Origin of the sequence: Leptothoe sp. EHU-05/26/07-4, assembly GCF_043421015.1 — a bacterium.
Taxonomy (GTDB): domain Bacteria; phylum Cyanobacteriota; class Cyanobacteriia; order Phormidesmidales; family Phormidesmidaceae; genus Leptothoe; species Leptothoe turfae.
Genome location: NZ_JAXSQV010000001.1, coordinates 274,479 through 288,956 on the forward strand (window position 1 = coordinate 274,479; position 14,478 = coordinate 288,956).

General features: G+C 46.6%; 9 protein-coding genes. 2 read left to right on the forward strand and 7 right to left on the reverse strand.

All coding sequences use genetic code 11. The annotated features are described in order from the left end of the window. Nucleotides 1-109: 109 nt before the first annotated feature. From U2F10_RS01275 to U2F10_RS01295, 5 genes are all read right to left on the reverse strand, one after another. Nucleotides 110-3,220: a hybrid sensor histidine kinase/response regulator gene (locus tag U2F10_RS01275; RefSeq protein ID WP_499870272.1), complete on the reverse strand. Its 3,111-nt coding sequence runs from the start codon at nt 3,218-3,220 to the stop codon at nt 110-112. A gap of 2 nt (nt 3,221-3,222) precedes the next feature. Further along, entirely contained in the window at nt 3,223-5,619 is a 2,397-nt protein-coding gene (locus U2F10_RS01280; protein WP_499870274.1) for a methyl-accepting chemotaxis protein, read from the reverse strand. 45 nt (nt 5,620-5,664) lie between these two features. Then, a complete protein-coding gene (locus U2F10_RS01285) occupies nt 5,665-6,264 on the reverse strand; it encodes a chemotaxis protein CheW (RefSeq protein ID WP_163659430.1) in 600 nt (199 codons plus the stop codon). 27 nt (nt 6,265-6,291) lie between these two features. Further along, nucleotides 6,292-6,657, reverse strand: a complete 366-nt coding sequence (locus U2F10_RS01290) for a response regulator (protein WP_163659429.1) — start codon at nt 6,655-6,657, stop codon at nt 6,292-6,294. A 141-nt stretch (nt 6,658-6,798) separates the two neighbouring features. Continuing rightward, the gene (locus tag U2F10_RS01295) at nt 6,799-8,181 is read right to left on the reverse strand and encodes a response regulator (protein ID WP_499870275.1); all 1,383 of its coding nucleotides are present in this window, start codon (nt 8,179-8,181) and stop codon (nt 6,799-6,801) included. A gap of 687 nt (nt 8,182-8,868) precedes the next feature. Between U2F10_RS01295 and U2F10_RS01300 the strand changes: the two genes are divergently transcribed. Then, nucleotides 8,869-10,476: an ABC transporter substrate-binding protein gene (locus U2F10_RS01300; RefSeq protein ID WP_499870277.1), complete on the forward strand. Its 1,608-nt coding sequence runs from the start codon at nt 8,869-8,871 to the stop codon at nt 10,474-10,476. Nucleotides 10,477-10,626: 150 nt separating this feature from the next. Here the strand turns inward: U2F10_RS01300 and U2F10_RS01305 are convergent, their stop codons facing one another. Further along, nucleotides 10,627-10,911, reverse strand: a complete 285-nt coding sequence (locus U2F10_RS01305) for a DUF3288 family protein (RefSeq protein ID WP_163659426.1) — start codon at nt 10,909-10,911, stop codon at nt 10,627-10,629. Nucleotides 10,912-11,156: 245 nt separating this feature from the next. Between U2F10_RS01305 and larE the strand changes: the two genes are divergently transcribed. Further along, nucleotides 11,157-11,975 (forward strand): ATP-dependent sacrificial sulfur transferase LarE, encoded by an 819-nt coding sequence (larE, locus tag U2F10_RS01310; protein WP_499870279.1) that lies wholly within the window; start codon nt 11,157-11,159, stop codon nt 11,973-11,975. 214 nt (nt 11,976-12,189) lie between these two features. Here the strand turns inward: larE and fusA are convergent, their stop codons facing one another. Then, nucleotides 12,190-14,277 carry an elongation factor G gene (gene fusA / locus U2F10_RS01315; protein ID WP_163659424.1) on the reverse strand — a complete coding sequence of 696 codons (2,088 nt, stop codon included), beginning with the start codon at nt 14,275-14,277 and terminating at the stop codon, nt 12,190-12,192. Nucleotides 14,278-14,478 lie beyond the last annotated feature (201 nt).

A 14,478-nucleotide genomic window follows, 5' to 3' on the forward strand; every position in this document is an offset into this window, starting at 1 on the left:
AAGTCTTGCAACGAAGACCTATTGCCCTTGCCATTAGCAACCATCTCGTTTGATCGTTTCTTCTTTTTTGTGCACGATGCTTGATAAAGCACGGCGGCTTCTAGAGCACCTAAACCTTAGTGAGTACCTTCAATTCCTTCAGCAGTTCCTGCTCGTTATACGGTTTTGAAAAATAAGCCGTCGCCCCTAAATTCATGGCCAGCTTACGATGCTTCTCACTGCTTCGAGACGTCAGCATCAGAATCGGCAACTCTTCATATTCCGGCTTTTCCCTAAGCTCTTCTAGAACGCCGTAGCCATCTAGTCGAGGCATTTCAATATCACAAATTACCGCCTCCACAGTTAGACCGGCGATCAATTTATCTACGGCCTCTCGACCATCCTTAGCCTGCTCCACCAGATATCCTGATCGCTCTAGCGTCGTTGCCATATAACGACGCGCATGAATCGAATCGTCAACCACCAAAATTTTGGCCGATTGAGAGGGTAAGGACAATACGGGATCCACTGGCTGAGCAGCCTCTCGTTTAGCGCCTGCCACAATCCATGTCATCAGCTGGATCGGTTCAATCAGAGGAATGACGCGACCATCACCCAGCACCGTAACACCGCTAAATCCAGGAGGTAGCGGTATGGGACTCGCCACTGGACGGATAGCGACTTCTTGTTCTTGCCAGAAGCGGTCGATATTCAGACCATAGTAACCATCGTCTTCGCCCACTACCACGATCATCGGGCAGTTGATCAAGGGTTGACCACTCATGTCTAGCGGTCTGGCCAGCATTGTCCAATGATCTTCTACACGCACGAGGGGAATAGAGGTGTCTCTCCAGGTCATGGATGGTTCAGTAATCTCTGCGGCTGGAGTTCTGATTACTTCTTGCACCGCATCAACGGGTAAGGCAAAGACAGAGCCATTGCGTTCCAATAGCATGACCCGCAAAATCGACAACGATAGCGGAATACTCATGGTAAATGTGGTGCCTTGACCGGGCTCCGTATCCACCTGAATATCACCTTGTAATTCTCTCAGGTTGGTGCGAACTACATCCATCCCATAGCCCCGCCCCGATAGTTCAGTAACCTGACTACTGGTGCTAAAGCCCGGTTCAAAGATAAAGGACAATAGCTCTTGACGCTCCATGGCATCCACCTGCTCAGCTGGGAGGTTGTATTTACGGATGCGATCGCGAACGCCCTCCAAGTTAATCCCACCACCGTCATCGCTCAGGGTAATCACCACTCGGTTACCACGATTCACCGCCCGCAGGGCAATGGTGCCTACGGCAGGCTTTTGCTGTATTCGACGGCTTTCAGGGCTTTCAATACCGTGGTCAAACGAGTTGCGCAAAAGGTGCATCAGCGGATCGCTCAGCTGATCTAAGGCAAACTGTTCGATCAGGGTACTGGCTCCCTCAATCTTAAGTTCTACAGGTTTGCCATACTGTACTGACCAGTCCCGTAGCGCCCGAGGGAAACGTCCGACAATCTCTTCAAACGGACGCATCTGGGTCTGGGTGATGCGGTTTTTAAGCAGACGACTGGTGTAGTTAAGCCCGCCGATGGCCTGATCCATCTCATTCAGGCCTAACTCAATGTCACGGCTTACCTCTTCAAGTTTAACAATGGTCTCCATATGTTCCTGGGCCAACAAATGGAGCTGAGAGTAACGGTCAAATTCTAGAGCATCTAGTTCTTCGGGGGCAGCAACTTCAACAGCTCGGCCACGTCCATTCTGACTCGATCCGTTGATGCTATTGGCAACACCGGCCACGGCAACATTTTCAGCCACAGCCCCCATGGGTCCTTCCGTTGATGCCCGGTCATACCACTGACGTAGCTCGGTATTAAATAATGTCAGGGCGGCCATACGCTCCTGCATCAACTCACTAAATGTCTGTAGCTGTTCTAGTTTAAGGTTGACTGCATTTCGGTTAAGAATCAGAGCCTCGAAATTACTGTTAATTTGCTTGAGCTGATCAACCGATACCCGCACCGTTGTTGTTTTTTGTGTACTGGGGACAGCGACCGGCGGCGGCATATTCAAAGGGATCAGCGGAATAGCCTCTAGGCTAGACGTTGATTTAATCGCTTCGCCAGAGAGTTCTTCACTAGCTATCTCTTGACTAGCTATCTCTTCACCAGTCGGTTTCTCTGCCTGATGAAGACTCGGCTGGACTAACTCGGGAGCTATGGTAGTCGCATCAGCCGGTTCTAGCTCTGGTTCTAGCGGTAGCTTCGCAAACTGTGCCTGCAAAGCCTCTAGATCAACCGTCTGATCGTTGGTTGGCTCCCCTTCTATCAGCTCAGCAGTGGGGAAGGCATCAATGGCCTCTAAGGAGGTTAGCGGGTCTTGCAGAAAATCAATATCATCGGCACTATTAGGTCGCTCATCTAAAAGCTCTGGTAAAGACAGATCGCTCAGGTCGTGATGCTGTGTACCCGAGATGTCGGTAAGTGGTTTTAACTGAGAGGGCAACCCTTCTGTACGTCCTAAAAGAACCAGTGAATGACTTCGCTGCCAGGTTTTCAGCGCCTGATGTGCGATCGCATCAATAGATTCAGGCTGAGCAGACAGGCACTGTTGTTGCACAGAATCGCATAGGGATACAAATGCCTCCAACTGAGCCATCATGCCAAACTCAGACATCCGTTGAGCCATAGCAACCACAGCTTGTCTGAGATCATCGCCCCGCAGTTGAGATAGGTCTTGATGAAACTCTTCTAGACAATCTTCAACACTTGTTGTGAAAATCATGACATCAAGATTTTCATCATTGTCTTCTGACAACAGACGAGCCTCATCTTCAGGGGTGAGATCACCCAGATGTTGATTTAGCTTTTTAAATATAGGCTCAATATCAGTGGCTAACCACTGGGAGTCTATGGGTAGCTGCTGCTGATAGTGCTGACGAACTGTTCGCAAACAATCCACCCCCTGCAGTAGCAGAGTTTCCAGGGAGGTATCTACCGATAGCCGTCGGGCACGCAGAATTTTAAATGCATCTTCTAGCTGGTGAGCAACCTGACTAAGCTCGACAAAGCCCATCATGCCAGCTGTACCTTTAACAGAGTGAGCAGCACGCATGGCAATATTAATCTCACCCAGGCGATCATCTGCCGTTTTCAGACCTAACAGGACAGTTTCAATTTCCTCGAAATAGGTTTCCGCCTCTGCCAAAAAGGTCAATCGAGCTTGTTGCTCTTTGTCTAGTTCCATGGTTAGTCTTCAACTTTAAATTGCTTGACAGACGCCTGTAGAGATTGGGCTACTTTTGCAGTATCTTGAATCGCTTGGGCCATCTGAGCTGATGCATGGGATCGCTCTTCGGAAGACTGAGCAGATTTTTGGATGAGCTCAGTAACAGCCGCAGATGCTTGAGTTTGATTAACTGTAGAATCTGAAATGTTTTGCATCAGTTGGTTGATTTGATCAGATTTAGTCAGTACCTCGTTCAACTGTTGTTGGGTCATTTTCACCAGGCTGCTACTATCAACCACCTGGGCTGTACCCGTTTCGATGGCTGCGACTACTTCCTGAGTCTCCGTTTGAATGTCAGCCACAATTTGAGCAATGGTCTTAGTGGCATTGGCCGATTGTTCCGCCAGGGAGCCAACCTGTTCCGCTACGGCAGTAAAGCCCTGTCCTAATTCTCCAGCACGGGATGCCTCAACACTAGCATTTACAGCCAACAGGTTTGTTTTCAGAGCAATTTCGTCAATCAAACTCACCGACTGAGCAATCTTCTGGGCAGATTCTCCCAATCGTTTAATCTTTTTAGAGGTTTCACCCACCGTTGAGCGCAGTTCTAGAATACTGTCTGCCGTTTTTTCCATTGACTGAGACCCTGCTTGTACCGTCGCATAGGTGTCATTGGTCAAATTAGAGGCTTCACTAGCGTTTTGAGCAACCGTCTGAATAGATTGACTCATCTCTCTAACAGCCACCATGGTATTCTGCATCGAGCGCGCTTCTTCAACGGCCTGCTCAACCACGCTAAGAATTTGCTGCTCGTTAGTCAGCAATGAACCACTCACTTGGCCAGTTGATTGTTTCACATTGACGGCAATGTCTCGCAGGTTTTCAATGATGGCGTTAAAAAGGTCAGCGACAATACCCACGTCTCCAGCTGAAAGCTTTGCCCGCACCGAGAGATCGCCATTTGCTGCATCCCCCACTTCTTCCATTAGCTGGGTGATATCATTTTCTAGTTTTTCTCTTTCTTGTCGCTGTTCTTCTGCAAAATCTTTTTGCTGTTTAAGCGATGACTGTAGCTGGTCTAAAAGATTATTAAAACCACGTCCTAGAATTTGAGTTTCAAAGGTTCCCTCGATAATGGCACGGGCATCTAGTTCACCTCCAGCCGCTTTCTGAGCCACCTCGGTTAATGTCTGCAATGGTTGAGAAAGCCTGCGTGCCAGCGACAGTAGCAAACCACCTGAGGCGGTACCCAAAATTATGGCAGTCACAATAAAGACAACCAACAAAGTCATTCCCGCTTGGTCAAGTGCAACTGCATCCTCAGACGAGATTGCAACCCAGGGAAGATTGGTTACAGTCGCCAGACTATAGTTCCGACCTTCATAGGAAACTACAGCCTGTAATACTTCTTTGCCAAGTAATGTTGCCCGGCTAACTTCAATAATTTTAGCGCCCGTTTCCTGCTGTAATTCCTGTTTAAATATTTGGGGACCATCGGCCTCGCGGCCTAATTTTGATGATAGTGCCTGGGCAAACTGCGCAATTACCTCTCCACCAACCACGGTTGCATTATCAGTGTCAGTATTTTCTGTTAGGGGTACAGTCGCCAGTGCCAAGCCATTACGGACATCGACCACCTGCACTGCCTGAGTTTCACCAATTGAATTACTCAGATAGGTAGCAATTTGAGTACTCAAGACCTGCTGGGGCAGAACTGACTTAACAACTCCAATAACGTCCTCGGACCCAGTAGGAGTAATTGCACTGGAGATCGATACACTGACGACATTGGCAGAGTTATCAAATTTTACCGGTTCCACATATTGACCAAATTGCTTAGCTTGCAGCCACCAATCCTCATCACTTTGAACAAAGTCATCAATAGGGTTGCTGATGCCAACAGTGAAACCAGCTTGTTCAGTAAAAAATATTTCACCGAGTCCTTCAGCAGCCACAATATCTGCTAAATATTGGTTAATGGCCGCATTGGGTGCTAATAACTTAGTCTGGGCAAACTGTTGCTCTAGTGCCTCAACAGACTGTTCGCTGAGTTTATCTTCCTCAACCTTGGCATTCGCCTGATTTAGTGCCTGCTGAATGGAGGGGCTAATCACCAAGTTTTCTACAACTTGAAAGCTATCCGCTACAAAGAAACTAGCCACTTCACTGGCCAGGAACGCTTCCTGTTTCAGGGCGAATACCACATCTTCATTTTCAGCGCGCTTGGTGATAACAATCCCCAAACCACTCGCAACTGCCAGAGGTAACAAGGTAACGGGCAACAGTGTTTGTAGTAACTGTCTACCAAGGGGACGTCCACCCTTTTTGTCTACCTTAGAAATCCGGGGTATTCCTCTCCTAAGAAAGCTGAGTCGCTGAAGCTTATCGTTTTTTAATGTATAGTCCTGCGCAGTCATGGTGGTGTCCTAGTTCGCTATGTTAATCAAAGAAAATGTATAACCCTAAAACTCAGCTGATGTTAATGATCGAGCCGCTCCAATCGCTTCAGCACTTAAAACGAGAATCACCTCGTCATCAATCACAACCTGACCGCTTAAGTAGGGATGTAAGCTAGCATCCACTTCATCGACAGGAGAGACAATATCGTCTGGTGATAAGCGAACAGAACTTCGGATTTTGGGTACAACCAGCCCTAAATAGAGTTCTTCATCTGCGTTAATATTCTCTTTAGTAGAAGACTGATCAACGTTGGATGGCAAAGCACGAATGACCACTACTTCATAGTATTGAGAAGGCTCTAGAACCATAGGTAACTCTAATAGTTGGGCCAGGTTAATCGCCCAAAAAACCTGATCTTTTGAACTCATTAGTCCCATCATTGATGGAGACATATTGGGCATGGGTGTAACTAACTGAGTTGGCAGCAACAGACTTTCTTCAACCCAACTTAGCGCTAAGGCAATCGTTAAGTCTGGAGTTAGTTGTACCCTCAAAAATTGTTCGCCTGCAACAGTTTTTGGATTAAATACATCAGGCAGAAGCTGCTGAAGGCGATCTGCCGTTTTAAGTGTCTGAGTCGAAGGGGTAGGCGAGATTTGCATAGGAGATAATGCGCTGTCTTACATAAACTACAAAACTGCAAAGCGTACAGCGTCAGTCAATTGCTGAGCGGTGCAGGGCTTGACTACATACCCAGCAACTCCCTGCTTTTTAGCCCAGCTTTGATCCATTTTGCGGCCTTTTGTTGTACAGGCGATGATCGGAATACTAGCTGTAGCCGGATCTTTTTTAAGCTTTCGGCAGAGTTCTAAACCGGTAACCTCCGGCATTACCAAATCCGTAACAATTGCATCGGGCCGATCAAATGCTATCTTTTCCATCGCTTCTGAACCATTTTCAGCTGTTATCACTTTGTAACCAGCCTCTTCCAAATAATGGCTGATCAAATCCAGCTCAGATTTAACATCATCAATGACCAATATCTTTTTTGCCATGTCTCCACTACCTTATTGTTACAACTACAATTTTTATATAGGATATTGAGCTATATCCCTTTATTGAGAAAGAGATTCATCGTGATTTTATCGACACTTGTTAGTTTTGAGATAATTATGTTTTTTGTTCTGATGTCCATATCACTCAATCGGGTTAAGATTCAAGTAGGTGTCTAATAGCTGCATTAGCTGTTCCTTTGAAAATGGTTTTTCTAGATATCCAGCTGCCCCTGAGACCTCGGCTTTTGCCTTATTTAGGGCACCCGAGTTGCTGCTGATCATAATGATGGGGACATCTTTGAACATATAGCTCCGCTTTAAAATTGAACATAGAGAGTTGCCACTTATGCTTGGCATTGAGATATCCATCAGTATCAAACTAGGTTTTCTAACACATATTTTAGAGATGGCCTTGACTGGATCCATAATCGTTTTAAGTTCAAAATAATCTGGATCAAGATAGCTTTCTATCTTTTCTAGCATGGCCTTACTATCATCAATGCATATGATTAAATGCTTGGATCTTAAGTTCCCTGAACCCTTGCTTTGGAGATTGTTATTACCTGATGCACTAGATTCTGACTCGTTCTCATTTGACCTCCACGTGTCAGTAGTAGATTGCTTCTCAGATACAGTGTTATTGTCAGAACTGGTCTTATTCTCAGGGTAAGTGGTGTTGCCAGTGGTAAGGGTCTCAGACGGCTTATTGATGACTGTGATATCTGCGGGTTTGCTAACTGCATCTGTGACCGATTCAGGTTGTTGTTGTTGCTTGATTGGTAACCAGGGCAAGCGGTTAAGCGGTGGTAATGGGGGCCATAGCTTGATCGCACGCTGTTTTATGTAGGGATATAGTAGCTGGGCCAGCTTGGTTTCGTCCTGTTTAACAGTTTGGGCTAGCTGACGGATACTGGCTCCCTGCATCAGGCGTACTAAGGACTCTAGCATTCGCTGTGGGAGTCCACCCTGGCGTGCCAGTTTATAAAGATCGTCCGGACTTTCGCAGTAGGGACGCTGGTAGGGGGAGCAAATGAGATCTCCAAGGGGCTGCCATGCTTTCAATCTTCCAGAAAGATGGTTAACTAAGGCAGTAATTTCTGTTCCGTAGATTGTTGTATACCATAGCTCCTTGGGAAAGGGATACCAAACAACAGTTGCTTTTTCCAATCCTAAGAGGGCTTCAACGGCATCTTCAGCTAATTGAGCCAGAATTTCCCCAGCCTGTTTTGTCTCAAGCAAATTATATTGGACAAGCGCACCAACAATCTTGCTCGTCCAATTAAGGGCTTCCAAACCAGTCTGGCCAATTTGGCGCTTATACACCTCCAACTGGGTCAATCGCCAATAAATAGGCAGTAAGGCTTCATAGCCTAACCTCGGCAATGTTGTCTCTAACGTATTGAGATACTGTAGCGAGTGCGCTGCAAATATCACCCTGCCGTCAGTAATATCTAGGCACCATTCAACATTGTCACCCGTGATATACACTCGTCCGGTTTGACCAGATTCAAGTGTCTTCGTCAAGAAAGGTATTACCTCAAAATGATCGTGCATAGCGCTCAAAAATTACTTTTGTAAACCTAACCACAAATCATAAATTCTCAATGTCACATAGAAAACAGGTCTAAGTAAATCAAACAAAATTTCTTTCTGGTTTTAAGAGAATATTTTATTTATTTGATGTCCTGACGAAATAGATATCAGAAAATACTGGGATTTAGCATTTTCTAGTTTTAATATTTTATCAATAATTATTTTTGTCTATTGATGGATGTTATAGCCAATCACATTGAAGTTCTGTCAAGAAAGAGTCAGCTAACTTCTCAAGGCAAACAACTTTGATGTCAAATTCAACACCTTACTATAGAGAACCAAGCACCCATGTATAGAGAAGCTAAAAGATTTATCCTCGACTCTAAATCAATAGATTCAACCGTTTTAAGTCAGGAAAGTCGTATGCCAATAACATATCTTTGTATCTCCGCTCTTATTGTAAGCATCCGTGACGCTACCCCACATATTTTTGAAATTAAGCGTACGGGTATTAAGATTAACTTTGTATAAACACTAGGCATTTTCGATACTTGTAATGTCTAAAGATTAAGCATAAAACAAAAAATAAAGTTCTTGTAATTGGTCCTGATACTCACAGAAGAATTGGAATAACATTCATAGTAAAAGGTGCTAACCCCCCACCAACAAAAAAACGCTATGATATCACTGTCTAGTCAGTCTCACTATTTAAATAGTCTCTCTTCTCCACAGGGAATGCGCAACAGTTTTTCGTCACCCTGTACTGTTTGTGGCCGTTTTCATTCCACTCAAGATCACTGGAATTTAATGGCAGACATAGAAATGCCACAGAATCCAGCTGACTTGATCGATGACTTGGTAAAGATGCGGGTTTATCAGCCATCTGCCATTGAGGCAGCTGATTCCATCACCCAGGCAGAGCTGCGGACAGCTTTGTTTATTAGCATGGTGGGCCAAGGTAAACCAAAACGAGAGCGGGTGGTGAGAGATTTGATCAAATTAGCTGGCGGTCTCGACCAGGCATTTAGTGCCGCGTTTGGCCCCAAAGCTGGTGAGTTTTTTACTGATGCTAAACGCATGAGTCAGGTGACTCGACGCAAATTTCTACAGAACATTGCCGTGGGGGCTGCCCTTGTCAGCTTAGCTAACTGTGGCTCAGCCACGGAAGTGGCTGAAGAACCTGCAGATGCTCCAGCTGTGGGAGATCTAGAAAAGACTGATCTGAAGGTAGCCTTTCTACCGATCACCTGCTCCACACCCATCATTATGTCGAAGCCATTGGGCTTCTATAAGAAGCACGGTCTCAATGTAGATTTAATTAAGTATTACAGTTGGTCAGTGGTGAGAGACGCGGCTATCACAGGTGACCTGGATGCTTACCATATGCTAGCTCCTATGCCCATTGCCATGTCTCTTGGTCTAGGGTCAGCGCCCTTCCCGGTGAGGCTAGCTAGTATCGAGAACAATAATGGTCAAGGCATTGCCGTTGCCAAAAAACATCTAGGTAAAATTAACGGCCCGGAAGACTTTAGGGGCATGAGTATTGGGGTGCCCTATGATTATTCCAATCACAATCTGCTGATACGTTACTATCTTGCATCTGGAGGGTTGGATCCTGACAAAGATGCCAATGTGTTGGTCCTACCACCGCCGGATGCGATCGCAAAAATGGCTTCCGGCCAAATCGACGCCTTTATTATGCCCGACAACTTTACCCAGCGGGTTGTTCAAGACGACATCGGCTTTATTCACCTGCTTAGCAAAGATTTGTGGGAAGGCCATCCCTGCTGTGCCTTTGTTGCTACCCAAAACTGGATTAATGATCATCCCAAAACGTTTCGGGCCTTGAACAAGGCCATTATTGACGGGGCCAACTATGCCAATGACCCTGTCAATCGTAAAGAAATTGCAGCGACCATTGCTCCACAAGAATATCTCAATCAACCATTACCGGTACTAGAAGCCGTCATGACTGGGCAGTTTGAAGATGGGCAAGGAAACTCCTTTGATATTCCAGATCGCATTTATTTTGATCCCTATCCTTGGAAGAGTTTTGCAAGTTGGATTACGACCCAACTCGTACGTTGGAATTATGTACCGACTGATAAACCCACCAGAGGTGTAGAAGATTTCTTCTTAACTGATTTAGCAAGAGAACTTGCACAAGAGTTAGGAGTGGATGCACCAGAGGAATTATCTCGAATTGAAAAGATGAAATTCGGCGATTTTGACCCAGGCCAAGCAGAGACCTATCTGAAACAACAAATTGATACGTTTGGTGTATAGAGAACGTGATCACACTTAAGATTGTCGTATTCACACGAGCCTAAAGACAAGACAAATAATCATTATCAATAGGCTGCCTTGAGCGTTCTTTCAGTTTCCCAATTGAGAGAGCGCTCAGAGTTTTATTACATAATCGATACTGATGTGGCCTTAGCTCCAATCCTCCTTTTTTGTCCGCTGCGCTTTATACAGCATTTCAGTCTGATGAATCTCACGGGTTTTGGCCATTAGGTCATCTTCCGTTAGCGACCAGTTTGCCAACACGGTATCTAAATCCTGCTGAATATCCCGTGCCCCTGGAAATCCGTCATAGCGAATGCGCAATCGGGCTAGCTCAATTAAGTTAAAGTCTGTCGCTTCACCATTGAGCAGATTAGTCACAATCTCGCGATCTGCCTTGTACTGGGGATGGGTAAGTTCTTTTTTTTCGGCCATGGGGAGCTACAGGTACTGATTCAGCCAGGCTAATGGTAACCCAGGTGATTGCTTAAAAATAGCGCATCAGCCTTGATGTTCTAATATTGGAACATCAAGGCTTCAATGGTAATCATAAAAAAGTATGTAATGTAATCTGCACTTGTTGTGGAAAATCAGTCCATTATCGCTTATTAAATCTTAGTGATTTCGTTAGGCTAGGCATAGTGCCCCCTATGGACGAGCCTAACTTCAGATTACAGACTATGACGATTACCCAAAAACTCTATCAGCTCCAGTCGATATTTTATGCAATGGATCGAGCCCTGATTGCTTACTCCGGCGGTATTGACAGCACACTGGTAGCCAGGATCGCCCACGATGTTCTCGGATCCCAAGCCCTCGCCGTCACGGCTGATTCTCCGTCACTCATGTTCGAAGACCTGGAAGCGGCAAAAAGTCAGGCAGTCTTTATGGGGCTTAATCATCGCATTGTCCAAACCCATGAAATGGACAACCCCAACTACACCAGTAACCCCACCAATCGCTGCTACTTCTGCAAAAGCGAGCTGCACGACACTCTGAAACCATTGGCGATGGCTGAAGACTATCCTTATGTTGTGGATGGTCTCAACGCCGATGACCTGCAAGACTATCGCCCTGGTATCCAGGCTGCTAAAGAACGGGGCGTACGCTCTCCCTTGGCAGAGGTCGGGATCAGTAAATTAGACGTTCGAGAAATGTCAAAGTATCTGGGCCTGCCTTGGTGGGATAAACCATCGCAGCCCTGCTTAAGCTCACGATTTCCCTATGGTGAGCTGATCACCACTGAAAAACTATACCGCGTCGGTCAGTGCGAACGCTATCTGCGCCAACTGGGTATACGTAATCTGCGGGTTCGGTCTGATGGGGAGACAGCACGCATTGAATTGCCGCCTGACGGCATCAAAGACTTTGTTGCCACAGTGGATCTAAACACCCTGGTGACTGCTTTTCAAGAGTATGGCTTCACCTATGTCACCCTAGATTTAGAAGGGTATAAAAGCGGGAAATTAAATCGCGTTTTGGCGAAAACCGTGGTTTAACATGCCAAAACTGTCTGGTGGATGTCTAGCCATACTAATACTCTGTGGCGTAAGCTTATCCACTATCAAATGTGTACGAGTCGATGGGGCGATGGGTGGATACAATCGCTGCTAAATTTCTGCCATCGGTTACTAGACAATAAAAAAACTCGGCTAGCAACTAGCCGAGGTTGACTCATTCATTGTTCAACAAGAGGGCTTTGAGTCTCTAAACCTAAGCCGCTACACCCTGACGCTCTTTAGCTTCCTTGATCACCTCTTCAGCAACGTTCTTAGGACAAGGCGCATACTTTTCGAAGGACATGGAGAACTGGCCACGACCAGACGTCATCGTACGCAGGTCGCCGATGTAGCCAAACATCTCACTTAGGGGCACATCGGCCTTGATGCGCACACCAGTGGCACCGACGTCTTGGCCGAGGATCATGCCGCGACGACGGTTGAGGTCACCGATTACATCACCGACATAATCCTCAGGGGCAAATACGTCCACCTTCATGATCGGCTCTAGAATCTGAGGACCGGCTTTAATGAAGGACTGACGATAGCCTGCCTTAGCAGCAATTTCGAATGCGATCGCACTGGAGTCAACCGGATGGAAACCACCATCCGTCAGGGTCACCTTCAGATCCACCACAGGGAACCCGGCTAACATCCCCTTATCCATACTGGCCGCAAAGCCTTTCTCCACAGCAGGCCAGAATTCACGAGGCACATTACCACCGGTTACCTTAGACTCAAACTCAAAGCCAGCACCAGCCTCATTGGGTTCAATGATGTAGTCAATCTTGCCGTATTGACCTGAACCACCGGACTGCTTCTTGTGGGTATAGCTGTCTTGTAGCACCTTAGTGATGGACTCGCGGTAGGCTACCTGAGGCTTACCAACTTCCACTTCGATACCGTGGGTACGCTTCAGAATATCCACCTTAATGTCCAGGTGCAGCTCACCCATACCCTTCAGAATGATTTCGCCGCTTTCTTGATCAGTCTCCACCTGGAAAGAGGGATCTTCTTGAACCATTTTGCTCAGGGCAATACCCATCTTCTCAGATTCACCCTTCTTCTTAGCTTCAACTGCGATAGAAATCACAGGGTCGGGGAAGACCATAGGTTCTAGCGTAGCTGGATTCTTGGGGTCGCACAGGGTATGACCAGTTTGTACGGTCTTCATACCCAGTAGCGCCACAATGTCACCCGCTTGAGCTGCAGCCATCTCCTGTCGGTCATCAGCATGCATTTCAACAATGCGGCTAACGCGCTCGTTCTTGCCAGTAGCTGTATTCAAGATAGTGTCACCCTTCTTGACGGTACCGGAGTAAATCCGGGCAAATGTCAGAGCGCCAAAGCGGTCGTCCATAATCTTAAACGCCAGCGCGCGCAAAGGCTTTTCAGGATCAACGTAAGCCAGCTCGCCAGTCTCATTACCTTCGAGATCAACCTCAGGCTGAGGCTTCACTTCAGTTGGGGCCGGCAGGTAATCAACAACCGCATCCAGCACCAGCTGTACACCCTTGTTCTTAAAGGAAGAACCACAGTAAGTGGGGAAGAAAGCTAACTCACGAGTGCCCTTGCGAATACAGGCTTTAATCTCATCAATGGAGATATCTTCACCTTCGAGATACTTCTCCATGATGTCGTCGTCTTGCTCAACAGCCGCCTCGACTAGCTTCTCGCGCCACTCGGCGACGTCATCGACCATATCAGCAGGGACATCCTTGACCTCATAGTTCATCGGCTCACCAGAATCATCCCAAATCCAGGCTTTCTCAGTGAGCAAATCAACCACACCAACGAAGTCATTCTCAATGCCGATGGGCAGCACCATCACCAAAGGATTAGCCGCCAGCACGTTCTTAACCTGGTCTACTACGCGGTAAAAATCAGCACCGGTCCGGTCTAGCTTGTTGACGTAGATAATACGGGCTACCTCAGAGTCGTTAGCATAGCGCCAGTTCGTTTCAGATTGAGGTTCTACACCACCTGAGCCGCAAAATACACCGATACCGCCATCTAGTACCTTCAGGGAACGATATACCTCAATAGTGAAGTCAACGTGACCAGGGGTGTCAATAATATTGAGCTGATGTTCGTTCCAGAAACAGGAGGTGGCAGCAGACTGAATCGTAATGCCTCGCTCTTTTTCCTGGTCCATAAAGTCGGTGGTCGCTGCACCGTCATGTACCTCACCGATCTTGTGTACCTTACCGGTCAAATTCAAGATCCGCTCAGTGGTGGTGGTCTTACCCGCGTCTACGTGGGCAAAAATGCCAATATTTCGATAAGTGCTGAGATCTTTCATGGGTATTATCTAGGGTTTAACTACGTCTCCAAACAGTTTTTGACCACCTTTAGGACCGTTTCAGGACCATTCAGAGCTAAAGCAGACTTGCCAAGCAGGGGGCACAGACGCCCCAAGCAATAGATATATTACTTCAAAATTATTCACATTCCCTGAATTCTTAGGACAGAGAAGTCTAAGAATCCAGAGAATGTGAATAAC